Raw genomic sequence first — 24454 nt, forward strand, 5'->3', positions numbered from 1 at the left:
CCTACATATTTTGGTGAGGCGGCGTCGCCCCGAGCATAGACACAAAAAGAGTCACCAGATTGTTCTCCATGACGGCCCACTGCTCTGCAGTTTCCAACCCCATATTGTCGACCGCGCCATGCATGCCCTGGTAGATCACCCAGGCGGTCAAATCCACGTCGGCCACAGACCAGGCCCCCGCTTGCTGCCCTTCGTTCAGGATCCTGTGCAAGGGCTCGGTTACCGTGTTGCGTTCGCCCTGGTAATTGCTGCGCATATGGTCTGAAAACACCAGATCATGCATCTCCAGCGTGTCCCTATAGGCCTGAACCGAAGCGCGAATCCAGCAAGCCAGACGCTGCACCCAATCCTCTGCCGGCGCCTGCTCCAGCGCCCCCTGCACCCGGTCATGAAACTGCTGGATGAACTGCTCTCGCAGGGCAGCCAGAATCTCTTGCTTGGAGCTGAAGTAGTGATAGAACAAGCCCTTGGACATGCCCGCCCGCGACACAATTTCATCCACCGGCGTGGCATCAAACCCTTGTTGCAAAAACAAGGTGGCAGCCGCCTCCAATAAGTCTCGGCGACGAACTTCAGAGGGTTGGGTACGAGGTGTTTTGGCAGCGGTCATGGATGTCAAAGTATCAGAAAAACCCCGACAAAGTGCCTCGTCGGGTGTCACGGCGCTATTTTAGCCAGCCTGTTTATTTTTCATTGACTGACAGTCAGTCAATATTTTATAGTCGTCGATAATAATTCTCATTTATCAAATATCATGACTCGCCGACTTGCTCTAACCATCGCCATTTACCTGGGGACTTTTATGGTCACCCTGGACATCAGCATCGTGAATCTTGCCTTGCCACGCATGCAACAAGCCTTGCAAACCGATATGGCCGGGCTGCAATGGATCGTGGATTCCTATGCGCTGTGCCTATCCGCCTTCATGTTGTCTGCCGGGCTACTGGGGGATCGCTACGGACGCAAGAAGAGCTGGTTGCTGGGCGTGCTGGCCTTCACCGTCGGCTCCATGATGTGCGCCTTGGCCGGTTCACTAAGCGCCCTGCTCTGGGGTCGTGTCGTGCAAGGCATGGCCGGGGCTTTACTTATTCCTGGAGCCCTGTCGATCCTGACCCACGCCTTTCCAGACCCGGCCCAGCGTGCCCGCGTCATTGGCGGCTGGTCTTCCTTCAGCGCCCTGGCTTTAGTACTGGGCCCGATTCTGGGCGGTGTGCTGGTCGATGTAGCCGACTGGCCTTCGATCTTCAGCCTGAATCTGCCACTGGGCCTGCTGACCCTGGGCTTGGGCATGTGGGGTATTCAGGAGTCGGCCAATCCCGAACACGCAGCTTTCGACCCTGTCGGCCAGTTGCTTAGCGTTATCTGGCTTGGCTCCCTGACCTATGGCCTGATCTGCGCGGGTGAGCAAGGCTGGCACGCCACCGAGACGATTCGTTCCCTGGGCGTGGCCGCGCTCACCTTCGTGGCGTTTATCTATGCCCAAACCCGTGTCGCCCGCCCCTTGCTGCCTCTGAGTCTGTTTCGGGACTACCGCTTCAGCACTGCCAATATCGCCTCCTTTGTGCTGGGCTTTGCCGCCTATAGCAATGTGTTTTTCCTGTCCCTGTTCTTCCAGAACGCCCTGGGCTGGAGTGCCACCCAAACCGGCTGGGGGCTGGCTCCCCAGTTCATTGGCATGGCTGTGCTGGCCTCCCGTTTCGGTGCCTTGAGCCAGCGCTTTGGATTGAAGCTGATCCTGACTGTGGGCTTTGGCCTGATGGCAGCCGGTTCCTGGTTGATGATGTTGCTGCAACCCGGCGCTTCCTACTGGATGGCTGGTTTCGCCTTGGCCGTACTAGGCATTGGCATGGGTTTGTCGGTGCCGGCGTGCAGTACCTTGGTCATGAATCTGGTGCCGCGTGAGCGTTCCGGCATGGCATCAGCCACCACCAATGCCATCCGCCAAACCGGCATGACCCTGGGCGTTGCCCTGCTGGCTTCCTTGATGAGCCAAGGAGCAGTCAGCTCCCTGTCCAGTCGTCTTGATCCGGTCAATCCCATGCTGGAACAGGCACAACAAATTATCAGCTCCGGTCAGGTGACTCTGCCTGCCTCAGCAGATTCCTTGTTCTGGATGCAAGCCATCCAGCACGCCTGGGCAGACGGCTTTCACCGCGTCATGTTCTGGGCCGGATTGCTGGCCGTCTTCAGTCTGGTTCTGCTGCTGCGTCTGCGTTTGCCTCGTGTACAGGCTGCTCCTGCCGCTGCGGTGGAACTGCATTAAGCCCAGCTTTTGCAGACTGGATTTACAATAGCGCATGGACAAATTACGACTGGATAAATGGCTCTGGGCAGCGCGCTTTTACAAGACGCGCAGCCTGGCTTCCGAGGAGATCACCAAAGGGCGGGTTTTGCTGAATCAGCAAAGCACCAAGCCTGCCCGCGAAGTCTCAATCGGTGATGTGATTACCTTGCGCAAGGAGACTCCTGCCATGGAGGTTCACGTCACCGCCTTAAGCAGTGTACGTGGCCCCGCGCCGGTTGCTCGCCAGCTGTATCAAGAGACGGAAGAAAGCAGCACACGACGCGCGCAAGCCGCCGAACAACGCCGTCTGGCACCTGAACCTGCACTGGACTTTGATGCTGGACGTCCGACCAAAAAAGATCGTCGTCAGATGCAGTTGCTGCGGGGGAAATAGACCGCTCCCTGCTCGTACTTCGCGACATAGAAAAAGCCCTGCCAAGCTGCCCTGCCTGGCAGGGCTTTTTTTATGATTCGTTCTTTCGATGAGTCTATCGCCAGCGTTTCACGGCGATCTGCACAGGGACTAACAACCCGCTCCTGCTTGCCTCTTCCCCGCCGGTCTACCTGCTTATGCCGCAAGCGCCTGCACTGCTTTTGAGCACCCCACAAAACGTCTGCACCCCCGTCCGCTAAAGCATCTGCCGATGCAGAAAACCTTCAACTAAAAACCTTAAAAACAACGCTGCAAACCCTTTTTGATATATCAGATTGCGCTTTTATATATCAATTAAATCAAGGGTTTACACCATTGATTGTGCTTGCAACAAAACGCTATAAACCTAAAACAATTACATGCAAACGCATTCAAAAAGCGTGAGGAGACAGGAAAATGAAAATCACGGCAGTACGCGCCATTCCCTTGAACGTGCCTTTCAAGTTCGATAGCGCGGGCATCCAGAAACCCACCAACCTGGCCATCTGCCATGTGGAAATCGAGACCGATGAAGGCATCACCGGCTATGGACTTAGCGCCATTACCGAAGAGCACCCTGTTGCCAGCACGATCAACGATATTCTGGCCAGCGACCTGATCGGGCAAGCCCCCCTGAACACCGAGCGCCTGTGGGATCGCATGTACTGGAACGTGTGCCCTCGTGGCCAGACGGGCTATGCCATGCACGCTATCTCTGCGTTGGACATTGCCTTGTGGGACATCAAGGGTAAAGCCCTGGGTCTGCCCGTATGGAAACTGCTGGGTGGTGCCCGTGAAAAAGTACCGGCCTACGCGACCTTCGGCTTTGCTTTCCTGGGCGAAGAAGAGTTGGTTAAAGTCGCGCGCGACTGCGTGGATCAAGGCTTCAAGGGCCTGAAGATGGTGGTAGGCCATCATGGCTTGCAACGTCGCGACGAACCGCGCCCCCTGTCCGAACTGATCCGCCAGGACATGCGCCGCATGAGCCTGGTACGCGAGGCCATCCCCGCCGACATTCCGCTGTACATCGACGGCAATTGCAGCCTGGACTATGTGCACGCCAAAGCCATCGCCCGCCACGCCCGTGATCTGGACGTCGGCTTTTTTGAAGAACCCATTACCCAGAACGACACGGGCCGCTTGCGCGAATTGCGTCAAAGCACTGGGATCACCATTGCCGCTGGTCAAAACGAAGGCCAGTCCTACCGCTTTCGGGATCTGTTGATGCAGCAGGCTGTCGACATTCTGCAGCCCAACGTGCTGATTTCTGGAGGTTTCACCCAGTCCCGCAAGATCTTCGCTCTGGCGGAAAGCTTTAACGCGTCCGTCGCCAATGGCGGGGCGTTCCCCTCCCACAACGGTCACCTGCACTGCGGATTGCTCAATGGAGGCGATGTGGAATGGCACCTGGCCGCCAGCGCCATGATGGCCGAGATCTACACCGGCCTGCCTCAGCCCGAACAAGGCTGGCTGCGCATGCCCGACGCCCCCGGCCTGGGGCTGACACCACGACAAGATCAAATCGACAAGCTGCGCAGCAACCCCGGCAGCCTGGGCTCCGGCAAAGGCTGAAACCGACGACTACCGAGGAGGTAAAAAAACATGAAACCCTGGTCCCGTGTTGTACTTGCCCTCAGTTTTATCTTTGCTGCCGCGCCCCAAAGCTGGGCAGCTCCCCCCGCCTGGGCCGAACGCCCGATGCGGCTGATCGTCCCTTCTGCCGCGGGTGGTTCGGGCGACACCCTGGCTCGTCCTCTGGCCGAAGCTCTGGGCAATGAAATAGGTCAAACCGTTGTTGTAGAAAATAAAGGAGGTGTAGGCGGCGTGCTGGGTGCCAGCATGGTGGCCAACTCCAGCCCCGCCGACAATCAGCTCTTGTTTGGTGCCGTGCACCACATGATTGCGCCTGCCGTGTTGAAGAACTTCCCCTACGACACACGCAAGGACCTGAAAGCCGTCACCCTGATTGCCGCCATGCCCAATGTGCTGGTGGTGAACGCCAATTCGCCCTATCACAGCGTGGAGGACCTGCTGGCCGCCGCCAAGCAAGGGGCTGGTGTGAACTATGGCACCAGTGGCGTCGCTACCATGCTGCATCTGATGGCCGGCAAGCTGGAAAAGAAATCCGGCACCACCATGACCGCCGTGCACTACAAAGGCAGCGGCCCGGCTGTGATGGCGCTGATCAGTGGCGATCAAGTGGACTTCATGTTCGAGACCATGCCGTCGGCCGTGGCGCAGATACGCAATGGTCGCCTGCGCGCCCTGGCCGTATCCAGCCCGGAACGCGCTCCTGCCTTGCCGGATGTTCCCACGCTGAAAGAACTGGGCATGGATGAGATCAGTGCCCAGACTTGGTACGGGATTTTCATGCAAGGCGATGTACCGGATGCCACCGTGCAAAGCGTGGCGGACAGCATTCACCGTGCCTTGAATACCGACAAGATCAAGGAAATCTGGGAAGGGAACGGCGCGACCCTGGTCACCAACAGCCCAGCCGAGTTCACGGTCTATGTGGATCAGCAGTTGAACTATTGGGCCGACTCGGTCAGTGATCTGGGGCTGAGCAACTTCTAACTCTAAAAACTGCAACTCACCTTCAGGGCTGCCACTGGCAGCCCTTTTTCTTGAGCCTGTCCTGCCCCTGCTGCTTCGCGTTATGCTGTGGCACCCGTTACAGCAAACCATAGCCATGTCCAGCCTGTTCCACCCCTTTGAAAAGCTTGCCGCCCAACTCCTGCCCCATAGCAGCACCAGTCACAACGACGGCTCCCACGACCAATCGCACTTGCAGCGCGTCTGGAAGAACGTCTGTGCGATTCAGGAAAAAGAAGGTGGGAATCTGCGGATTTTGCTGGCAGCAACGGTGCTGCACGACTGCGTGGCAGTAGAAAAGAATTCGCCATTGCGCTCTCGGGCTTCCACCCTGTCAGCAGAGCAAGCGCAACACATTCTGACCACTATGGGCTGGTCCGAGCAGGACTGTGAAGCCGTGGGCCAAGCAATTCAAAGCCACAGCTTTTCAGCAAACATCCCGCCCGTCAGTCTGGAGGCCCGCATCTTGCAGGATGCAGACCGCCTGGATGCCATTGGCGCTTTAGGGATAGCTCGCTGCTTCTATACAGCGGGGCGAATGGGCTCCAGCTTGTATGAGCCGGAAGACCCAAAAGCAGAGAGTCGTCCTCTGGATGACAAGCGCTACGCGCTGGATCACTTCCCGGCCAAATTATTCAAATTGGCCGAGGGTTTTCAGACTGAACGGGGGCAAGCAATCGCGCGTGAGCGACACGCGCGGATGGAACGGTTTATAGAGGAAATGCTGGGGGAGCTGTAATCCCTAGCCCCTTTTACAACTCCGTATATTTCTTGTTCGTCCCCCGCACTTTGTCAGCGGGGTATTTCCGGGCGTTTTTTACCAGCTTGTTGGTAACAGCCTCATTCATATCCACACCCAGAACGAAAGCCAGACGGCTCAGGTAGATTTGCACGTCAGCCAGTTCATCGCGCACGGCTTCAGCAGTTTTCGGGTCTTTGCCTGCTTCGCGGGACTGGTCTTCTGTCAGCCATTGGAAGATTTCGATCAGCTCGCCCACTTCGTTGGTCAGGGCCATGGCCAGATTTTTGGGGCTATGGAACTGGTCCCACTCACGCTCGCGGGCAAACTGGGCGACGGCCTCGTTCAGGCCAGTCAAATTCATCAAGGGGCGTTTTGAGTCTGTCATTACGTACTTCACTCTAAAAATTTCAATCCAGCGACAGACTCACACAAGGGCCGGGGGGATGGCAAGTCTGTTTACGATCTCGCAGCCGTTTGCAGGCTCATCATCAGGCGGTCCAATGCGTTGGCAAACTCACGCCGGTCGGCCTGGCTAAAGGGGGCCGGGCCTCCGATATCCACTCCAGTGCTACGCAGCTCTTCCATCATGTCGCGCATGGCCAGGCGCTCGCCTATGCTGTTGGCGTCCAGGCGTTCGCCCCTGGGTGTCAGGACCAGAGCTTTACGCTCCAGCACCTGGGCAGCCAGAGGGATATCGGCAGTAATCACCAGATCTCCCACGCTGGCGTGCTGGACGATGTAGTCGTCCGCCACGTCAAAGCCCCGTGCCACCTGCACCGCCCTCAACCAGGGCGATGGCGGGGTGCGCAGCATCTGATTCGCCACCAGGATCACATGGCGACTCCAGCGCTGCCCGGCGCGGTACAGAATCTCTTTGATGACTACGGGACAAGCGTCCGCATCGACCCAAATCTGCATGGGTTACAGGCCCAGAGTTTGAGCCAGCAGCCGATCAATGACCTCATTGGTCGAGACGCCTTGCTCGGTAGCACGAGCGCGCACGGCATCAATAACTGGCTGGGTCAGCTTGACGGGGAAGGACACCAGGCCAGCAGCCTGATCCAGACGACGTTGTTCGCGCCGATCGGCCACGGCGGAGTCACCTGCAAAGCGTTGTGGCGTACCCGCTTTTTTTACATTGCTCAGCAGTTTGACGGCGCTGAGTTTTTCCATATCGGTGCGTTTCATCGGATTTCTTTATAAGAATGGGCTGGTTCGCTCACGGTAAGCAAACAATACGGCGACAAGGCCGTTAGCCGGTATGGCTGGCATACTGCGCAGCTTGCAGGAAAATGTCCAGGCTTTTTATGTATAAGCCCTGATAATCAAAGCTTTAGTTTCTGTAAGCAGCCACCGCCCGGCCCCACACCTAACCACCAGTCACCAGTCACCAGTCACCAGTCACCAGTCACCAGTCACCAGTCACCAGTCACCAGTCACCAGTCACCAGTCACCAGATCAGCATGCGCAAAAAAACCCGCCGTAGCGGGTTTTTTATTGGCCTGATCGTATCAGTCCTGACGTGCAGTCACTTCTACCAGGTGGTAGCCGAACTGAGTCTTGACGGGGCCTTGCACAACGCCAACGGGGGCGCTGAACACAACCTGATCGAACTCGGGCACCATTTGGCCACGGCCAAATGTTCCCAGCTCACCGCCCATGCGGGCCGATGGGCAGCTGGAATTTTCCTTGGCCACCTGAGCAAAGTCAGAACCACCTTCGATAGCGGCTTTCAGTTCGTTCGCTTTCTCTTCGGTGCTGACCAGAATGTGGCGTGCGGAGGCTTGTGCCATGGTGTACTCCTTTTTTTAGAAAATCGTTTGAGCTTAACCCAGAACCATGCCGGAAGCGAAGCCCCCGGCACCGGTTCTACACCTGCTGTTTCAATTTCAGGCCTGGGCAGCTTTCTTGCGCTTGGCCGCGGCAATGCCATGACCCAGGGCAACGATCAGCAAGGCACCCACCACTTCAGCAATCAGCTTGGTGCTGGTGGAGGCTTCACCAAAGAACTCGATGAACTTCACGTCGGTCACGATCATGCCACCGGCAATCCAGCCCAGCAGCGCGGCGCCTAAGGTCACCACGATAGGGAAGCGATCGATCAGCTTCAGAACCAGGGTGCTGCCCCAGATAATGATAGGCACACTTACGACCAGACCAAAGACAACCAGACCGATCTGATGATCCGGATCGGCGGTTTGCGCCGCACCGGCAATGGCGATCACGTTGTCCAAGCTCATCACAAAGTCGGCAATGATGATGGTTTTAACAGCTTTCCACAGGGTGGCACTGCCTTCCACATTACCGTGGCCTTCATCTTCAGGGATCAGCAGTTTCACACCAATCCAGACCAGCAACAGGGCACCGACCACTTTCAGGTAAGGCACGGCCAGCAAGGTCAGGGCAAAGGCAATCAGGACGACGCGCAGGCCAATGGCACCGGCCGTACCCCACAAAATACCTTTGACACGTTGTTTGGCAGGCAAGTTACGGCAAGCCAATGCGATAACCACGGCGTTATCGCCCCCCAGCAATATATCGATCAGGATGATCTGAAATACTGCCGCCCAACTCATTGTTTGCAAAAACTCCATCATGTGTAAGACCGCCTTTTCATATTGTTTGATTGAAAGCTGACGACCATCTTGCATGACTGTACAACGAGAAAATGACGACTCGTGTACAAAACAAAAATGGCCTGATCCATTAAGGACGCAGGCCATATCGTTTCTAGAGGATACACCTTGCCCTTTAATGGCAAGGTCTTGCTTGCAACCCTAAGGTTGCCCGGGCACCGGGAACATGTGCAAAAAACACAGATTGCCGTGATGACGATGCGCCGGAAAGTAAGCTACTCCCCCTGATAGTTCGCAAGTATAACGATCTTGTATGAAACAACAAAGCTTTTCGCCGGACATGACGATTTTTCGATGCAAGTTCCGGATCGACGTTGCAAGCTGGCCTCACGCCCCGATAGGGCCTGAATAAAGCGCCATTGAGTTAATGAGAACTATTTGCAATAATTTGCTTTTTGTCATTCAAGCTCCCTGCCCCCATGTCCAATTCGGACCTCTCCCGCAAAAGCTGGCTGGCCTATTATGGCGAGTTCATGCAGTCCTGCCTGCGCCGCTTTGGCGGCGCCGCGGACGCGGAAGACGTCGCCCATGATGCGGTAGAGGCCCTGCTTCGAAAAGATCAGAAAACACTGACAGCGGTCCATGCACGCAACTTTCTGTACAAGTCCGCGCGCCATCGGGCCATTGATCTGTGGCGTCGCAACAGCCGCTTCCAGCACCTTGCCTGGGACGAGCTGCATGAAGACGCTCACCCCATCACCGATGGTGCCGATGCCCATGCCAGTGCGGAGCAAGTGCGCCACGCCCTGGTTGCGGCCCTGGAAGCCTTGCCTTTGAATCACCGACGGGCTTTTGTCTTGAATCGCATCGAAGGCTGGACCCAACCTGAAATTGCCCGTCATCTGAAACTGTCCATTGCCAGCGTGGAGCGTTATATTGCGCTGGCCAGCCAGTTTATCCGCGAGCGCCTGCGCGATGAGTTCTGAATCCCCTTTCTACCCCAGTGATGCCACCTCCCCCGCCGAAGCCGCCGCCCAATGGTCGGCCCGCCTGCATTCGGGCCGCTTCAGCCCGGCTGACGAGCAAGCGCTGGAGGAGTGGTTGCAGGCTGACCCGGAAAATGAGCGCGAATTTATGGCGGTGGAGCAGTTAAGCTCCCTGGCCAGCACGCTGGACAAGGATTTGGTCAAGCTGCTGTATGGCGGCAAAGTGCCCCAGCGGCCCGATCTGCGCCGCCGCAAACTGATCCGTAATACCGGCGCCCTGGTCGCTGTCGCAGGCTCTGCCGGTTTGGCAGGCCTACTACTCAGCCCCCAGGCTGTTTACGCTGCTAGCCTGCAAACACGTGTGGGCGAGCGCCGCTGGGTTCCTCTGCCGGACGGCTCCAGCCTGGAGCTGAATACCGCCACCCAAGCCGAGCTGCGGTTTTATGAAGACAGCCGTCATCTGGACCTGATTCAGGGCGAAGTGATGTGCGCGGTAGCATCCAGCCCGCAGCGCCCTTTTATCGTCAAAGCAGGCAATACGGTGGTGCGCGTTACCGGCACCAGCTTTACGGTTCGCCGCGATGCCGAGCAAGTCAAAGTGCTGGTCGAAAGCGGTAGTGTGGAAGTGTCCAGCGGTAGCTGGTGGAACCGCCAGACCCGGTATCTGGCCGCTGGCTCTGGCGCCACCGTTTCCGTTCAGGATGGGCTCAGTATTCAGCCCGAGGTTGATGTGGCCGCTGCCACCGCCTGGCGGCAAGGACGCCTGATTGTGCGGGACCTGTCCTTGTCCGAAGTCGTTGCTGAAATCAACCGCTATCGCGAGCATCCCATCCGCATCGCTGACACCAGAATCGGCCAGCAGCGTGTCACCGCGTCCTTCCTGCTGGACGAACAAAGTGCGGTGCTTCAAGCCCTGCAACAGATCCTGCCACTGCAGGCCAAGACACAAGACGATGGCAGTGTCTTGCTGAGCAGCGTCTCGTAATTACAATTAGTTTCAAATAAATCGATTCAAGCTGAGGGGTTTAGTAAGACTGACTCGTATTTAGATTCAGCGTTCCTCAACATCGCGTTTGACGAACATCTCTGAATCCGGGCGTCGCCCTGCCCGCCCCTACCCTGAATCTGCTCCGTGAACCGAACCGCTTTCCTACCCCGCCTGCGCCCCGTCCTGCTCGCTTTGATGCTGGCCAGTGCCAGCACCCCTGCCCTGGCCCAAGACAATCCTGTCCCTATTCACATTCCGGCCCAGCCCTTGTCTGAAGCGCTGCTGAAACTGGCCGAACAGACCCAGCTGCAGGTGTTTTTCTCTCCCTCGCTAGTGCAAGGTCTGAGTACGACACCGATTCAGGGCCGCATGCGCCCGGAAGACGCGCTACGCAGCCTGCTGCAAGGCTCTGGCCTGGAATACCGGCGCGAGAACAACACCATTACTCTCTCACGCCCCAATACGGACGCCACGATGCTGGACCCGGTGCGCGTCGTGGGCCGTCGCCTGCCCGTGACGGAAGGCAGCCAGACCTATGCCAGCCACGGCGCGACCACCACGGCCACCAGGCTGAACATGACGCTACGCGAAACACCACAAACTGTCAGTGTCATGACGCGCCAGCGTATTGAGGACCAGTCACTGGACAATATCGGCAGCGTGCTGCAACAAGCGCCCGGTATTTCCATCCAGCACATAGGCAGCGACCGCTACACCATCTACTCGCGTGGCTATGCTATCGACAACTATCAGCTGGACGGCCTGTCCACGCTGTCCGATATCGTCAGCCAGAACATCCCACAGGGGCTGGCGGATATGGCGATTTATGACCGCGTGGAAGTGCTGCGTGGTGCCTCTGGTTTGCTGGCTGGTGCAGGCGACCCATCTGGCGTCGTCAATATGGTCCGTAAACGTCCGACAGCCGATTTTCAGGGCCATGCTGAAGTGAGCTACGGGTCATGGGATCAGATGCGCGCTCAAGTAGACCTGGGCGGCCCGATTAACGAGAACGGCAGCCTGCGCGGCCGTCTGGTTGGAGCCCATCAGGAAGGCAACAGCTATATGGACTACTTCACAACAAAAAAAGATGTGGTCTACGGCATACTTGAGGCCGACATTACGGACACCACGCTTGTCACCTTGGGGATGGATTATCAAAAAAATGATCCGCGCGGCTCCTCTGGCTCCGGCTTTCCTTTGTTCTACGACACCGGCGAACAGACCGATTTTGATATTTCCACCAATGCAGGGGCTCGTTGGAACACCAATACACTGGAGTCTCACAACACCTTTGTGAAACTGGACCAGCAACTGGGGGCAGACTGGTCACTGGCCATGTCCCTGAATTACCTGAAGGCCCGCCGAAGCGGGAAAAGCGCGGATGCTTCCTGGGGCTATCCCAACCGTGAAACGGGCGACGGCGTGCAGCTTTACGGAGGTGTTTCAGATGCCACACAGTATCAAACCAGTTTTGATATTCACGCAAAAGGCCCTTTTCAACTATTTGGACAGGACCACGAACTGATCGTCGGCTTTAATTCGTCGCGCTACAAGAATCGCCATGACACCATGGACGACGATATCGAAGGCGCCTCCATCAATCTCCACAACTGGAACAACAACCCGGCCCTACCCAATACGACTGGAGAAAAGCTGTTTGACTATGATCTGACCGTCAAACAGTACGGTGGGTATTCGGCGCTACGCCTGAAACCCAGCGACAAGCTGGCTGTCATTTTGGGTGGTCGCCTTAGCAACTACCGCTACAGTCTTTCCCAAAGCTATCCTGACCCTGGTATGCAGCGCTTTAACAGCCTGAAAACCATGCACGAAGACAATGTCTTCACTCCCTATGCCGGCATTGTGTACGACCTGAATGAAGAGCATTCGATCTACGCCAGCTACACCAGCATCTTCAAGCCACAAAGCTATCGCGACCGTAGCGGCAACTTTCTGGACCCGCGCAAAGGTAATAACTATGAGATCGGTCTGAAAAGCGAAATGCTGGACGGCCGCGTGAACAGCAGCATTGCGCTGTACGAAATCCGCCAGGACAATCTGGCCGTGGCCGACAGTGGCTTTATCGTGCCGGGTACCGAGCGCGAAGCGGCCTACACGGCGGTCAAAGGCGCCAAGACCCAGGGCCTGGATATGGAAGTGACGGGCGAGCTGCTCGATGGCTGGAACATGGCCTTTAGCTACACCTACAGCCAGACCAAAGACGCCCAGGGCGAGCGCATCAAAACCCTGGTGCCACGCCATATGGCCAAGCTGTGGACCACGTATCGCCTGCCCGGCAGCTGGAATCGCCTGACGATTGGGGGTGGTGTGAACTGGCAAAGCCAGATCCATTTCACCGCCACACCGTGGGATTTGGGCAAGACTGTCACCGGAGAACAAAGCAGCTACGCCGTCGTCAACCTGATGGGCCGCTACGACTTCAGCAAGCAATTGACGGCCACCTTGAACGTCAACAATCTATTTAACCGCAAGTACCTGAGCGCGCTGGATCAGACCTTCTACACCGGCTATTACGGCGCACCGCGTAATGCCATGCTGAACCTGCGTTATTCCTTCTAATCACGTGAAAGCGGCTAGCAGGCAAACAGCCCCCGTAACCTGGAAAATAATCCAGGCCGCGGGGGCCACTGCGGGTTTGCTGATCGCGACCGCCTTGTGCCAGCGTTGCTGAACCCGGAAGGCTTACACGCACTTCAGGGCACTCAAGTCCCCCGTATACGGAAAGCGCAATTCCTCGTAGCCAAAGGGCTGAAAATGCACCGTCAAACCATCTGCGTTGGGCAAGATAAGCGCGTAACTGGCAGGCTCGAAAGTCGATGTTGCGGCCCCCTCGCGCTCCAGATCCAGTTCGTGCTGATGGTTGGTGCCATTGACCGTCACAAAATGCAGGCCGTTCCACACGCCACTGGCGCAGCGATGCACGTGGCCGGAGAACAAATGCACGGGCGCGGGATGAGCCTTGAGCAAAGGCAATAAATCCGACGCATTACTCATACGCAGCCAATCCATGGACGGATACTGCAAGGCAGGTAAAGGATGGTGCGAAAACAGCATGACCGGGCCACTATGCGCGGCCAGCTCCTGCTGCAACCATTGCAGACGCCGCGTGCACAAATAGCCGTTGGTGTAGCCGTCCTCCAAGGTATCCAGATAGATCAGGCGCCAATCGCCCAGGGTCTCGGCATGCTGTACAAAGCCGGGTAAATCGGTCGAGATCTGCGGAAATACACTGTAAAAAGCGCTGCGGCTGTCGTGGTTGCCCATCATCAAACGTACAGGCGGAATCAAATCCTGCAAGCCTTCACGCAGGCGCTCGTATGCGCGTGGATGACCGGCGTGGGTCAGGTCGCCCGTCAGCACGCACAAGTCTGCATCGGCATGATGACGATTGACGTGCTGTACACAGCTACGCAAGCGATCCAGAGGGTCCGAGCCAAACAACAGGCCATCGGGCGGGGTAATGTGCAGGTCCGAAAACTGGATGATCTTCATCAGAATTCCTTAACGAATGCCGGCGCGTAAAAAGGCCTGCATGAACTGCTTTTGAAACAGCAAAAAGCCCAACAAAAGCGGCAAGATAGTCATTAATGTGGCGGCACTGATCAGGGAGATACTGACCCCGCTTTCCGGTGCGCCAAACAGGGATAAACCTACGGTCAAAGGACGGGTATGGTCAGAGCTGCTGATCACCAAGGGCCATAGAAAATTGTTCCAGTGCGTCGACACCGACACCAGGGCATAAGCCAGGTACACAGGCTTGACCAACGGCACGTACACTCGCCAGAGCACACCCAGGCGGCTGCATCCTTCCAGTCGCGCCGCATCCTCCAGTTCACGCGGCACTTGCTTGAAAGCCTGGCGCAACAAGAACACGCCAAAGGCACTGGCCATATAGGGCACACCCATGCCCCAGACCGTGTCCGTCCAGCCCAGCAAGGCCACCATGCGGTAGTTCTCCACAATCAGCACTTCAGGCAGGATGAACAACTGCAAAAGCAACAGCATGAACAAAAACTGACTGCCAAAGAAACGAAAGCGGGCAAAGGCATAAGCGGCCAGGGTGCACAGCACAAACTGTCCGAGCAGAATGGTCAGCACCAGCACGGTGGTGTTGAAGATGTAGCGCAACCAGGGCGCACGGTCCCAGGCGGCTGCAAAATTGCTAACGGTCCAGCCTGCGCTCCAGTCAAAACTCAAGGCGGCGGACGGGTCGCGAAATGCAGCCCAGCAGGCGTATAGCAAAGGGGCAATCCACAGCAGGGCCAACGCATGTGCCCCCACCGTATCCAGGGATGGCAAACGCAAGCTGCGGCCCGGAGCAGTCAAAACAGTGTCCATGTTCATCACTGGTAGTGCACGCGTCGTTCAGCGTAGCGAAATTGAAAGATGGCGACAGCACCCAGCCCCAACAGGAGCACAACCGTCAGCACGGCGGCACTAGGCGTATCCATATAGGCAAAGGCGGTTTCCCAGATCCAGTACAGCATCAGCTTGGAGGCATTATTGGGGCCGCCCTTGGTCAAGATAAACAGGTGATCAACCAGCTTGGCCGAGTTGATCAACGCATTGATCAAGATGAACAAGGTGGTAGGTGCCAGCAAGGGCAAGAGCACACGGCGGCCATACTGCCAACGGGTCGCGCCTTCCAGACGAGCGGCATCGCGCAGCTCGGGCGGGATGGTTTGCAAGGCAGCCAGATAAAAGATCATGAAAAAACCGGCTTCTTTCCAGATCGTCACCACGATGACCGCGCCCAAGGCGGTTTGCGGCTGGCCCAGCCAGTTGGTGGCCCCGGCGCCAAACAGCTTGGCAATCTGATCCAGTAAACCCAGATCCGGTGTGTAGAAAAACAGCCATAGATTGGCGGCGGCAATCATGGGCAGCATGGTGGGCGTGAAGTAAGCACAACGCACCCAGGCCCGCATGCTCATGGCCCGGTTAGCCCACAAAGCCATCAATAAAGCCAGGGCCATGGACACCGGAATCACAATGGCGGCATACCAAAGATTGTTCTTCAGAACCAGCCAGAACGTCGGGTCAGCCAGCATGGCATCGTAGTTGTCCATGCCCACAAACTGGGCCGGACGACGCGCCGTGCCTTTACTCAACAGGCTGGACCAGAACGTGTGCAGCGCCGGGATAAAGGCAAACACGCTTAGCAGCACAAACAGCGGCGTCAACAAGAGGTACGCAAATACCCACTCTTTACGCAGCACACGCAATGGTTCAGCCATTCCTGCACCTGCTTAGTTGAAAGGACGCAGCAGACGTTCTGCAGCAGCCTGGGCTTCATCCAAAGCGGCCTTGGGCGTCTTGGCATTGGTCAGCACGGCTTGCACGGCGTTGGACAGCAGCTCGCGTACACGTGCTGTCTCGTAAGTGGCAAACTCGGGCGAAGCTACGGCCAACTGATCGCGGGCGACCACAGCCTGCGGGAACGTTTTGGCGTACTCGACCAGAGCAGGCGTTTCGTAGGCGGCAGGGCTGACACCGACATAGCCCGTAGCCATGGACCACTTGGCGGCACGCTCAGGGGCCGTCATCCAGCGCACAAAATCCAGAGCCGCTTTCTTCTGTTCCTCGTTCGCGCCCTTGAACAGGTAGAAGTTGCCACCGCCGGTAGGCGAAGCCGCTTTTTCCTTGGCGGGCAGCATGGCAACACCAAAGTCGAACTTGGCTTCATTCTTGACGGCCGTCAGGTTGCCCGTGGTGTGCCACATCATGGCCGTCTTGCCTTGGACAAAAGCCTGACGCAGCGTGCCCCATTCAATGGTGCCAGTGGGGCTGACTTTGTGCTTGTAGGCCAGGTCATGGAAGAACTGCAGCGCTTCCACCGACTTGGGGTCATTGAAGTAAACCTGCGTGCCTTCTTCATTCATCAGCTGACGGCCATTTTGCAAGGCCATGGCCTGGAACATCCAGTAGGGGTAGCCCGTCGACGGAATCATCAAGCCGTGATGCTGGTCATTAGTCAGTTTCTGGGCGGTTTGCACCAACTCGTCCCAGGTCTTGGGAGCTTGATCCGGATTCAAGCCTGCTTCACGGAACATGTCCTTGTTGTAGAACATGACGATGGTGGAGCGCTGGAACGGAATGCCCCAGACCTTGCCTTCCAAGGTGCCGTTAGCCATCAAGGCAGGATAAAAGCTTTTCAGCCAATCCTGGCTGGTGGCGTCCTGGGCGACATCGCTAAAGGCTTCAACCAGGCCTTGTTCCACCAGATCATGCGTATCCAGTGCGCCCAGCACAGAAAGCTGCACCGGCTCGCCCGCACGCAGGGCCGACAAGGCACGTACACGGGTTTCATCGTAGTTACCGGAGTAGACGGCTTTAACGGTGACTTCCGGGTTTTGGGCCTGATAGTCCTTGATCATTCCATCGACCACATCGGTCAGCGGGCCGCCTACGGCAATGGGGTAGTACATGGTCAATTCCACCGCGCTATGGGCATTGGCGCCCAGGCCCATCAACAGGGCGCTGGAGGTGGCAAGCAGACAATTCTTCAACATGGGTAGACTCGCAGTACGTTTAGGGAAGAACAGCAGGAGGAACAGCGAAAGGAGCAGCAGTCAGAGCATCCGCAGACGGCAGGCGAGCCCCGCTGTCCTGGTTAAAGTAAAAAGCGTGAACAGGGTCCCAGCTCAAGCCACAGCGAGCACCCGCCTCGACGCTGCGGCTGTGCGGCGCGCGCACGATCAGGGTGTGGCCATCATCAAGCTGCACATACACATAGGCATCGGCCCCTTGAAACTCCTGGTGCACCACGGTAGCAGCCACATACTGCTCGCCCGCTTCGTGCAAGTTCAGGTTCTCCGGGCGCACGCCCACCAGCACACGATGCGGCTGGTCGTACTGACGGCGCGAGGGCCACAACTCCAAGGGCACGTGGTCACTGTGAATCATCATCATGGGTGGGCTGCCGATAAAGCCGGCGGTAAAGACGCTATTGGGCTGCCCGTACAGGTCCTGGGCACTGCCCTGCTGCTCAATATGTCCAGCGTTAAGCAGCACCACGTGATCGGCCATGCCCATGGCTTCGGTCTGATCGTGGGTGACGTACACCACGGTCAAACCCAAGCGTTGCTGTAGAGCACGGATTTCATGGCGCACGGTGTGGCGCAGCTTGGCATCCAGGTTCGAGAGCGGTTCGTCCATCAGGCAGATGCGATGACCCGACACAATGCTGCGCGCCAGGGCTACACGCTGCCGCTGCCCGCCCGACAGCTGGCCGGGCTTGCGCTCTTCCAGACCTTCCAGATTGGTCAGCGCCAAGGCTTCACGCAAACGCTCTTTTTGCTGCTGACGATCGGCACGGCGTACTTGCAGGCCGAACAAGATGTTGTCAGCCACATTCAGATGCGGGAACAGGGCGTAGGATTGGAACACCATGCTCAAGCCACGCTTGGCGGGCTCCAGATAGGTGGCGTCCTGCCCATTAATAAAAAGACGACCCTGATCGGGGGTTTCCAGCCCGGCAATAATGCGCAGCAAGGTGGACTTACCGCAGCCCGAAGGCCCCAGCAAGGCCGTAAATTTACCTTCCTGAATGGACAGGTCCATTTGCTTGAGCACGGCCTGTTCGCCCCAGGCTTTGCCTATGCCTTGCAACTCGATAGCGGCGCGATTCATGCCTGCACCTCGTCAGCAATCACGATCTGAACACGCGCAGGAATTTGCTCGCGGTAAGGCTCGGGAATAGGCTGGTCACTGACCAGAATATCCACATCATCTAAAGAGCCACTGCGCACAGGAGCACGACGGCCAAACTTGGTGTGATCCAGCACCAGAATCCGCACACGACAATTGCCGCGCAGGGCTTTGTGGCAATCGGACTCGGCCATATCAAAGTCCAGCAAAGCACCGTCCGAGTCAAAGCCCCCTACCCCGGACACGCCAAAGTCCGCCTTGAAGCTGTTGAACAGGCGTTCGGCGCCGGGGCCCAGAATTTCGGGGTTGGGTTGACGCAGTTCGCCACCCGTCAGTACCACGCGGTGGCTCAAATTGTGGGACAGGGCCAGAGCGGCACTGATGTTGTTGGTGACCACGGTCAGATCGCGATGGTCGGCCAGCGCCAGGGCCACTTGCTCGGGGGTGGTGCCAAAACCCAGCAGCAGGCTGGCACCGGGAGGAATCAATGTGGCAACGGCTCGCCCGATACGGGCCTTGGCTTGCAAATGGGTAATGCGGCGCGTTTGGAAAGGCACATTACGCTCGACCACGTTCAACTCGGCACCACCATGGCGGCGGCGTACCAGATCGGCTTCATACAAGTGGTTCAGGTCGCGCCGGATAGTCTGCGGCGTCACCCCGAAATGCGCGGCCAAGCCATCCACTGACACCGCCCCTTGGGCGGCCAGCAGATCCACAATAATGCTTTGCCTGACAGATAGGTTCATAACACGGCGTATGGGTTTCGTTTGAATACCCGGCAGTGTAGGAACGCGAAGTTACGAGTCGGTGACGCTCAGATGAAAGTTTTATGACGCATAAATGTTCATATGAACATTTCAGACTGGAAAAAGGCGTTCGTTTCGCGGCCAGAAGCGGTGTGGCCGGTCGCCACAGGGGAACGAAACGAAGCTCTGCGACGTAAAGCCAAATCAGGCTACAGCTTTACTTCGCCCCTTGTTGCGCCGCCAGATCGCGCACGGCCTGCAAGGTTTTGCTGACATGCTCATCGGGATCCATAGCCGTGTATTCGTACACAATCTTGCCTTCGGGCGAGATCACATAAGACATGCGGGCAGCCCGTTCGGTATGCGTTCCCAGTCCTGCGTCATAAGCCTTGATAACCTGGCCTGTGGTGTCCGCCCCCACCGCGAACTTGCTACCGCAAGGCCCCGTGGAGAAATCTTTCAGGGTATCGATATTGTCCGAGGACAGCCCGATAACCGTGGCGCCAAAATAAGCGTACTCATCAATCGCCTCGGCGAAAGTATGCGCTTCAATGGTGCAACCTTTGGTGAACGCAGCGGGATAAAAGTACAGCACCACCGGCCCATTTTTCAGGGCTTCTTTCAGGGAGAAATCAAAGGTTTTACCGGCCAGAGCGGCCTGCACGGTAAAGTCCGGCGCGGGGGTGCCGACGTCCAAAGCGGCCTGTGCGCCACCTGCCCCCGCCAGCAGGGACAAACCCAAAGAGAAAGCTGCTATTGCCTGTTTCATGCCATTGCCTCCGTATGTGTGCGCTGCACCAGCAAGCAGCGTAATCCGCACAGACATGAAAGCACAAGGCCTGGTTTTCCGGTCCCGATCAGGGATGAACGATGCCGCTCCACAGCAGGACAAACACATTATGGGGTGCATCATGGCGGGCCAGACGGCCAGCTCGAATCAGCCTGGCAGCCTTGCCCAGCAAGGCAAACAAGGACTCGCATAACCAACTGGCCGCCAGATCGCGCCGCAAGTCCCCGCTTTCCTGCCACTGTTGAAACTGCTCAATCAACGCCTCTCGTACCGCTTCACTGCGGGCCGTGGAATACTCCTCTACCTGCAACTGCAGCTCAACGTACATGTACAGATCCACAATAGGCAGCAGTTCCTGGATTAGTCGTTGAATGGCTTCTTGTGCCCTCCCGTCGCACAGACGGGCGCGTTCAATAGCCTGCTCCGCACTATTTACCCCTTCCTGGAAGATCTCCATCATCATGGCTTCGCGAGACGGGAAGTAGCGGCACAGGGTTGCGCGACTCAAGCCCACCAGACCGGCCAATTGCCCCATGGACGCCCGCGGCTGGTCAGCCAAAGCGCTTACAAGGCGCAATAGCAATTCCTCGCGAGGCCGAGGCTTTGCTGCAGTCATAATTCTTCCCCTAGGTAATACAGGACTGGATCGGGCACGGGCTATTGCCAGATCGCTGCGAATCGGTCTTCTTGTTTGGCACCACTGGAGATCAGGAAAACGAACAGGCACGCTACCTGGGTGGAGCGTGCGCTAGTGTAACGTCATTCATTGAGAAACCGTATTTCACCCATGGAATAATGACTATGCGGGTGATTTTTTAAACGCTCAGACCGGCACGCGGAGCCGGCCAGAAAGCATCTGTCAGCAAGGTATCCGGATCCAGATCCAAAGGGCCGGGCCGGGTTTCCGGCACGCAGCGGCGCAAGGCTTGCTGCATCCGGTGCAAGGCCAGCTCGCCCGTGGCCCCGGCAGTGACCCGATCCCACCAGAAGCGATGCACATGGCGTACCTGCACGGGTACGCTAGGCAGGCCCAGCCTCTGGGCCATGGCCAATCGGTGCAGACCACGATTAATTTTCAGAATACGGCCATCACGAGAGATCACCACACCCAAGGCATCTTTGCCGCGCCTGGGATCAAAGCCATCACGAGCCATATCGTCCAGAAAACCCAGGTAAATGCGCAGGTACTCAATAATCTTTTCCGGCGTATCCAGAAATACACCTTGCTGATACGACTCCCAAGGATTGCCTTGTTCAATACGCTTCATCAGCTTTTTGAAACGCGCCGTTTGTTCCAGCTGATGCCGGTTTTCATCCAGATCGCTGATCAGGGAGTAACGCGTTCCGACGCGCAAATCCTCACGCCGCTGGTCCCAGCTTCCCTCCCAGATAAAGGCCAGGGAGGACGGCCGTTTTTCCTCTTTGCGAGGCGCCTGAATGGCCATGCGGATCAGCTCACGCGGGTTCACATGCAAGGTTAAAGCCTGCTCCCCCAAGGTTTCATGGACGATATGACGCGGCAGGCCAAACGCCTCGATCCGACGGCTGCCAGCTTTGCTGTGCATCCAGCGCTGCAGCATGATGCGGCCCAAGGGGAAACCCAAGTACTGCTGGGTCTTGTCCCGGCTATGGGCCACCCAATGGGCCAGCAGCACGCGCTGCCGAATCTCGGGCGCCGCCAAGCTGCTAAAAGCAGCATCCGCGCCAGGGCCCAGAACGACTGACAGCGGCCTTCTTGAGCAATCACAATACCAAATGATACATAATAGTCTCAAATAATACACATTTTCATTGAATCGATTCTCCGCAATCCGCAAGGCTGACAAAGATCAAACCGGCCCCACACCACATCCTTACCTGTTCAGACACACACGCCTCAACATCAGTACGCTCCCGCTGTTATCCGACGGGACGAGCTTCTTGAAACGCACGCTGCAAAAAAAAGCCCCTGCCAAGGCAGGGGCTTGTTCAAACAGAGCCAGAAAGTCAGATCACTCAGGCAGCCTTACGAGCGCCTCGTACAAAGTAAATCACGACCAAGGCAAGCAGGAACGGCACACCAAACAGCAAGGTGTAGTGAAAGATATTGATGAACCAGGTAGTCACCAAAATCGCCACAATGCCAATCAAGCCCAGCAAGGTGCCGATGGGATAGGCCGGCATACGGAAACGTAGCTGCACACCGTCCTGTGCCACGCGGCGGCGGAAGAACAAATGAGTCAGGAAGATCATGCCCCATGTGAACAAGGCGCCAAACATGGACAGGGCGATCATCACCGGAAAGGCGGTTTCCGGATTGTTGGCATACACCACTGCGGCCACGGCCACACCGCTGGCCGATAAAGCCAGGGCATTCAAGGGCACACCATTGCGCGCCACCTTGCCCAGCGCAGCGGGCGCATCACCGGCACGCGACAGGCTGAACATCATGCGGGTCGAGATATAGAGCATGCTGTTCATGGCCGACAAGGCCGCAATAATCACAATGAAGTTCAGGATGCTGTCTGCATAGGGAATGCCGACGGACTGCATCACCGTAATGAAAGGACTGGTTGTGCCTTCCGCTACCAGCACCTGCCAAGGCACCAGCATCACGATAAGCGACAAGGACAGCAGGTAGAAAATGATCAAGCGCCAGATGGTGGCCTTGAAGGCCTGGCGCACGGCTTGCTCGGGGTTTTCTGCCTCGCCCGCCGCCACGGCAATCATCTCGATACTCAGATAGCTGAAGATGGAAATGATCACCCCTACCCACACCCCATACCAGCCATTGGGCATGAAGCCACCCTGGCCAAACAGGTTTTCCTGTACCTGTGCGGGCTTGTAATAGCCCGTCAACATGCCAATGGCCAGCACGATGAACGCAATAATGGCAAACACCTTGATCAGGGCAAACCAATACTCCACCGAACCAAAAGCCTTGACGCTGTAGGCATTGACGGCAATCAGCACGGCCGAGAAAAAGGCGATCCAGATCCAGGGTGAGACGTCCGGGAACCAGAACTTCATATAGTCCGCCACCGCCGTCACCTCGGTGCCCACGGCCAGAACAATGCAGGCCCAATAGCTGTAGCGCACCAGGAACCCGGCCAGCGGATGAATATAGAACTCCGCATAGGCTCCAAAAGAGCCCGATGTGGGGTGTTCCACCGTCATCTCGGCCAGGCAGCCCATCAGGACCAGAGCAATGAAGCCGCCAATCACATAACTCAGTACAACGCCGGGACCCGCAAAGCCAATGGCAAATTTGCTGCCCAGGAACAAGCCGGTACCGATGGCGCCCCCGATCGCAATCATGCTCATTTGGCGGGCGCTCAGTTTTTTATGCAGCCCGGCTTCGCGCGATTGAATTTGCTCAAATCGGCTCATGTCTCCTCCTTTATGCTTATTTTTTATATCAGCCTGATCAGGTCACCTTGGAGCGTGTTTTATAGGCGGGCTTGTCCCATTCCTTATCGGTCAGTACCGCCTTGATATGCTGCACAGCCTGCCAAATATCCACAAAAGACAGATACAAGGGCGTAACACCAAAGCGCATCACTTCAGGCTCGCGGTAGTCCCCAATCACACCACGGGCGATCAGGGCCTGCACCACGGCATAGCCTTGCTCATGGGCAAAACTTACATGGCTGCCACGGTAGTGGTGATCGCGTGGAGTCACCAGACGCAGGCCAAATTCCGCACATTCCTGTTCCACCAACGCGATGAACAAGTCCGTCAGCGCCAGGGATTTACGGCGCACCGCCTGCAGGTCGGTTTGCAGGAACACGTCCACACCGCAAGCCACCAGGCTCAAGGAAACAATGGGCTGAGTACCGCACAAGAAACGCTCGATACCGTTGGCGGCTTCATATGACGGGCTCATGGCAAAGGGGTGCTTGTGGCCCCACCAGCCGGACAAGGGCTGGCTGATCTGGCCCATCAGCTTGGGGTTCACCCACAGCAGGGCCGGAGCACCCGGACCGGCGTTCAGGTACTTGTAGGTGCAGCCAATGGCAAAGTCGGACTCGCTGTCTTTCAGCTCGATAGGCAAGGCACCCACGGAGTGGCACAAATCCCAGATCAACAGGCCATTGTGTTCATGCACCAGGCGGTTGGTCGCCTGCATATCGTGCAAGTAACCCGTGCGGTAATTCACATGGGACAGCACCACCACAGCGGTTTCATCATTGACGGCTGTTTGCAGGTCTGCCGGGTCATCAATCAATTCAAGCCTATAGTCTTTGCCAAAGAAGGCGTTAAACCCTTCAATGATGTAAAGATCCGTAGGGAAGGAATCACGCTCGGCCAGGATCACTTTCTTTTCCGGATGGCGCTCTTTTTGCAAATTGACGGCGGCAGCCAGCACCTTGAACAGATTGACCGAGGTGCTGTCGCTGACGATGGTTTCACCTTGACCGGCACCGATCAGGGGCGACATCTGGTCGCCCAGACGCACGGGCAAGGTCCACCAGCCTGCCTTGTTCCAGCTATTGATCAGGTCGGTACGCCATTCCTGAGCAATAACTTCCTGGGCGCGCTCCATGGCGTGTCGGGGCATGGCGCCCAGCGAATTCCCGTCCAGATAAATCGTGTTGGGTGGCAGGTCGAACTTGGCTTTGAAGGCAGCCAGTTCATCGGCCTGATCCCACTGCTCGCATTGCTGCAAGGTAATCATATTCATG

The 24454-nt window shown here is 57.1% G+C and carries 25 protein-coding genes; 8 read left to right on the forward strand and 17 right to left on the reverse strand.

Translation table 11 applies throughout. The features are described from left to right. Position 1: 1 nt before the first annotated feature. Complete coding sequence (locus ACFPDR_RS12760; protein WP_060186235.1) at positions 2-610, reverse strand: TetR/AcrR family transcriptional regulator; 609 nt, start codon at positions 608-610, stop codon at positions 2-4. Positions 611-754: 144 nt separating this feature from the next. On the opposite strand from ACFPDR_RS12760, the gene ACFPDR_RS12765 reads away from it, so the two are divergent. The 5 genes from ACFPDR_RS12765 to ACFPDR_RS12785 all read left to right on the forward strand — a co-directional run bounded on the left by ACFPDR_RS12765 (position 755) and on the right by ACFPDR_RS12785 (position 6030). Continuing rightward, complete coding sequence (locus ACFPDR_RS12765; protein WP_035271336.1) at positions 755-2263, forward strand: DHA2 family efflux MFS transporter permease subunit; 1509 nt, start codon at positions 755-757, stop codon at positions 2261-2263. A 34-nt stretch (positions 2264-2297) separates the two neighbouring features. After that, positions 2298-2678, forward strand: a complete 381-nt coding sequence (locus ACFPDR_RS12770; RefSeq protein ID WP_060186234.1) for an RNA-binding S4 domain-containing protein — start codon at positions 2298-2300, stop codon at positions 2676-2678. A 435-nt stretch (positions 2679-3113) separates the two neighbouring features. After that, positions 3114-4268 (forward strand): mandelate racemase/muconate lactonizing enzyme family protein, encoded by a 1155-nt coding sequence (locus tag ACFPDR_RS12775; protein WP_376911199.1) that lies wholly within the window; start codon positions 3114-3116, stop codon positions 4266-4268. A gap of 30 nt (positions 4269-4298) precedes the next feature. Then, complete coding sequence (locus ACFPDR_RS12780; protein ID WP_060186232.1) at positions 4299-5273, forward strand: Bug family tripartite tricarboxylate transporter substrate binding protein; 975 nt, start codon at positions 4299-4301, stop codon at positions 5271-5273. A gap of 115 nt (positions 5274-5388) precedes the next feature. Beyond that, complete coding sequence (locus tag ACFPDR_RS12785; RefSeq protein WP_376911200.1) at positions 5389-6030, forward strand: HD domain-containing protein; 642 nt, start codon at positions 5389-5391, stop codon at positions 6028-6030. A gap of 13 nt (positions 6031-6043) precedes the next feature. On the opposite strand, the gene ACFPDR_RS12790 is transcribed toward ACFPDR_RS12785, so the two are convergent. The 5 genes from ACFPDR_RS12790 to ACFPDR_RS12810 form a co-directional block, all read right to left on the reverse strand. Next, positions 6044-6418: a nucleotide pyrophosphohydrolase gene (locus tag ACFPDR_RS12790; protein ID WP_009463202.1), complete on the reverse strand. Its 375-nt coding sequence runs from the start codon at positions 6416-6418 to the stop codon at positions 6044-6046. 71 nt (positions 6419-6489) lie between these two features. Then, positions 6490-6951 (reverse strand): YaiI/YqxD family protein, encoded by a 462-nt coding sequence (locus ACFPDR_RS12795; protein WP_009463200.1) that lies wholly within the window; start codon positions 6949-6951, stop codon positions 6490-6492. 3 nt (positions 6952-6954) lie between these two features. Next, on the reverse strand, positions 6955-7221 hold the full coding sequence (locus ACFPDR_RS12800) for a hypothetical protein (RefSeq protein WP_009463198.1): 267 nt from the start codon (positions 7219-7221) through the stop codon (positions 6955-6957). 323 nt (positions 7222-7544) lie between these two features. Continuing rightward, the gene (locus ACFPDR_RS12805; protein ID WP_009463196.1) at positions 7545-7826 is read right to left on the reverse strand and encodes a peptidylprolyl isomerase; all 282 of its coding nucleotides are present in this window, start codon (positions 7824-7826) and stop codon (positions 7545-7547) included. A gap of 96 nt (positions 7827-7922) precedes the next feature. Further along, a complete protein-coding gene (locus ACFPDR_RS12810) occupies positions 7923-8630 on the reverse strand; it encodes a TerC family protein (RefSeq protein WP_009463194.1) in 708 nt (235 codons plus the stop codon). A 458-nt stretch (positions 8631-9088) separates the two neighbouring features. Between ACFPDR_RS12810 and ACFPDR_RS12815 the strand changes: the two genes are divergently transcribed. The 3 genes from ACFPDR_RS12815 to ACFPDR_RS12825 all read left to right on the forward strand — a co-directional run bounded on the left by ACFPDR_RS12815 (position 9089) and on the right by ACFPDR_RS12825 (position 13163). After that, entirely contained in the window at positions 9089-9595 is a 507-nt protein-coding gene (locus ACFPDR_RS12815; RefSeq protein ID WP_083054212.1) for an RNA polymerase sigma factor, read from the forward strand. Next, entirely contained in the window at positions 9585-10580 is a 996-nt protein-coding gene (locus ACFPDR_RS12820; RefSeq protein ID WP_203145136.1) for a FecR family protein, read from the forward strand. Before ACFPDR_RS12815 ends, ACFPDR_RS12820 begins: the two co-directional genes overlap by 11 nt. A gap of 147 nt (positions 10581-10727) precedes the next feature. Then, the gene (locus ACFPDR_RS12825) at positions 10728-13163 is read left to right on the forward strand and encodes a TonB-dependent siderophore receptor (protein WP_137430746.1); all 2436 of its coding nucleotides are present in this window, start codon (positions 10728-10730) and stop codon (positions 13161-13163) included. Positions 13164-13286: 123 nt separating this feature from the next. Here the strand turns inward: ACFPDR_RS12825 and ACFPDR_RS12830 are convergent, their stop codons facing one another. The 11 genes from ACFPDR_RS12830 to kynU all read right to left on the reverse strand — a co-directional run bounded on the left by ACFPDR_RS12830 (position 13287) and on the right by kynU (position 24447). Next, entirely contained in the window at positions 13287-14096 is an 810-nt protein-coding gene (locus ACFPDR_RS12830) for a phosphodiesterase (protein WP_239055083.1), read from the reverse strand. A 9-nt stretch (positions 14097-14105) separates the two neighbouring features. Then, entirely contained in the window at positions 14106-14948 is an 843-nt protein-coding gene (locus ACFPDR_RS12835; protein ID WP_052159361.1) for a carbohydrate ABC transporter permease, read from the reverse strand. Continuing rightward, entirely contained in the window at positions 14948-15838 is an 891-nt protein-coding gene (locus ACFPDR_RS12840) for a carbohydrate ABC transporter permease (RefSeq protein WP_376911201.1), read from the reverse strand. Before ACFPDR_RS12840 ends, ACFPDR_RS12835 begins: the two co-directional genes overlap by 1 nt. Positions 15839-15850: 12 nt before the next feature. After that, positions 15851-17113, reverse strand: coding sequence for an ABC transporter substrate-binding protein (locus tag ACFPDR_RS12845; RefSeq protein WP_035271356.1), 1263 nt, complete (start codon positions 17111-17113; stop codon positions 15851-15853). Positions 17114-17132: 19 nt separating this feature from the next. Further along, positions 17133-18233 (reverse strand): ABC transporter ATP-binding protein, encoded by a 1101-nt coding sequence (locus ACFPDR_RS12850; protein ID WP_009463178.1) that lies wholly within the window; start codon positions 18231-18233, stop codon positions 17133-17135. Next, positions 18230-19000, reverse strand: coding sequence for a DeoR/GlpR family DNA-binding transcription regulator (locus ACFPDR_RS12855; RefSeq protein ID WP_376911202.1), 771 nt, complete (start codon positions 18998-19000; stop codon positions 18230-18232). The genes ACFPDR_RS12850 and ACFPDR_RS12855 overlap by 4 nt, the downstream gene beginning before the upstream one ends. Before the next feature lie 217 nt (positions 19001-19217). Then, complete coding sequence (locus ACFPDR_RS12860; RefSeq protein WP_239055080.1) at positions 19218-19769, reverse strand: peroxiredoxin; 552 nt, start codon at positions 19767-19769, stop codon at positions 19218-19220. A gap of 88 nt (positions 19770-19857) precedes the next feature. Beyond that, entirely contained in the window at positions 19858-20367 is a 510-nt protein-coding gene (locus tag ACFPDR_RS12865) for a TetR/AcrR family transcriptional regulator (protein ID WP_247966012.1), read from the reverse strand. Positions 20368-20605: 238 nt separating this feature from the next. Continuing rightward, entirely contained in the window at positions 20606-21472 is an 867-nt protein-coding gene (locus ACFPDR_RS12870; protein ID WP_376911203.1) for a hypothetical protein, read from the reverse strand. 313 nt (positions 21473-21785) lie between these two features. Next, complete coding sequence (locus tag ACFPDR_RS12875; RefSeq protein WP_026484954.1) at positions 21786-23159, reverse strand: amino acid permease; 1374 nt, start codon at positions 23157-23159, stop codon at positions 21786-21788. A 37-nt stretch (positions 23160-23196) separates the two neighbouring features. Further along, positions 23197-24447, reverse strand: a complete 1251-nt coding sequence (gene kynU, locus ACFPDR_RS12880; RefSeq protein WP_009463162.1) for a kynureninase — start codon at positions 24445-24447, stop codon at positions 23197-23199. Positions 24448-24454: the final 7 nt, after the last annotated feature.

Source organism: Alcaligenes sp. GCM10023179, assembly GCF_042653705.1.
Lineage (GTDB): Bacteria > Pseudomonadota > Gammaproteobacteria > Burkholderiales > Burkholderiaceae_B > Alcaligenes > Alcaligenes phenolicus.

Bases quoted from the DNA above. Each gene is read 5' to 3' on its own strand.
- ACFPDR_RS12760 (WP_060186235.1), bottom strand. From the start codon at position 610: ATGACCGCTGCCAAAACACCTCGTACCCAACCCTCTGAAGTTCGTCGC.
- ACFPDR_RS12765 (WP_035271336.1), top strand. From the start codon at position 755: ATGACTCGCCGACTTGCTCTAACCATCGCCATTTACCTGGGGACTTTT.
- ACFPDR_RS12770 (WP_060186234.1), top strand. From the start codon at position 2,298: ATGGACAAATTACGACTGGATAAATGGCTCTGGGCAGCGCGCTTTTAC.
- ACFPDR_RS12775 (WP_376911199.1), top strand. From the start codon at position 3,114: ATGAAAATCACGGCAGTACGCGCCATTCCCTTGAACGTGCCTTTCAAG.
- ACFPDR_RS12780 (WP_060186232.1), top strand. From the start codon at position 4,299: ATGAAACCCTGGTCCCGTGTTGTACTTGCCCTCAGTTTTATCTTTGCT.
- ACFPDR_RS12785 (WP_376911200.1), top strand. From the start codon at position 5,389: ATGTCCAGCCTGTTCCACCCCTTTGAAAAGCTTGCCGCCCAACTCCTG.
- ACFPDR_RS12790 (WP_009463202.1), bottom strand. From the start codon at position 6,418: ATGACAGACTCAAAACGCCCCTTGATGAATTTGACTGGCCTGAACGAG.
- ACFPDR_RS12795 (WP_009463200.1), bottom strand. From the start codon at position 6,951: ATGCAGATTTGGGTCGATGCGGACGCTTGTCCCGTAGTCATCAAAGAG.
- ACFPDR_RS12800 (WP_009463198.1), bottom strand. From the start codon at position 7,221: ATGAAACGCACCGATATGGAAAAACTCAGCGCCGTCAAACTGCTGAGC.
- ACFPDR_RS12805 (WP_009463196.1), bottom strand. From the start codon at position 7,826: ATGGCACAAGCCTCCGCACGCCACATTCTGGTCAGCACCGAAGAGAAA.
- ACFPDR_RS12810 (WP_009463194.1), bottom strand. From the start codon at position 8,630: ATGATGGAGTTTTTGCAAACAATGAGTTGGGCGGCAGTATTTCAGATC.
- ACFPDR_RS12815 (WP_083054212.1), top strand. From the start codon at position 9,089: ATGTCCAATTCGGACCTCTCCCGCAAAAGCTGGCTGGCCTATTATGGC.
- ACFPDR_RS12820 (WP_203145136.1), top strand. From the start codon at position 9,585: ATGAGTTCTGAATCCCCTTTCTACCCCAGTGATGCCACCTCCCCCGCC.
- ACFPDR_RS12830 (WP_239055083.1), bottom strand. From the start codon at position 14,096: ATGAAGATCATCCAGTTTTCGGACCTGCACATTACCCCGCCCGATGGC.
- ACFPDR_RS12835 (WP_052159361.1), bottom strand. From the start codon at position 14,948: ATGAACATGGACACTGTTTTGACTGCTCCGGGCCGCAGCTTGCGTTTG.
- ACFPDR_RS12840 (WP_376911201.1), bottom strand. From the start codon at position 15,838: ATGGCTGAACCATTGCGTGTGCTGCGTAAAGAGTGGGTATTTGCGTAC.
- ACFPDR_RS12845 (WP_035271356.1), bottom strand. From the start codon at position 17,113: ATGTTGAAGAATTGTCTGCTTGCCACCTCCAGCGCCCTGTTGATGGGC.
- ACFPDR_RS12850 (WP_009463178.1), bottom strand. From the start codon at position 18,233: ATGAATCGCGCCGCTATCGAGTTGCAAGGCATAGGCAAAGCCTGGGGC.
- ACFPDR_RS12855 (WP_376911202.1), bottom strand. From the start codon at position 19,000: ATGAACCTATCTGTCAGGCAAAGCATTATTGTGGATCTGCTGGCCGCC.
- ACFPDR_RS12860 (WP_239055080.1), bottom strand. From the start codon at position 19,769: ATGAAACAGGCAATAGCAGCTTTCTCTTTGGGTTTGTCCCTGCTGGCG.
- ACFPDR_RS12875 (WP_026484954.1), bottom strand. From the start codon at position 23,159: ATGAGCCGATTTGAGCAAATTCAATCGCGCGAAGCCGGGCTGCATAAA.
- kynU (WP_009463162.1), bottom strand. From the start codon at position 24,447: ATGATTACCTTGCAGCAATGCGAGCAGTGGGATCAGGCCGATGAACTG.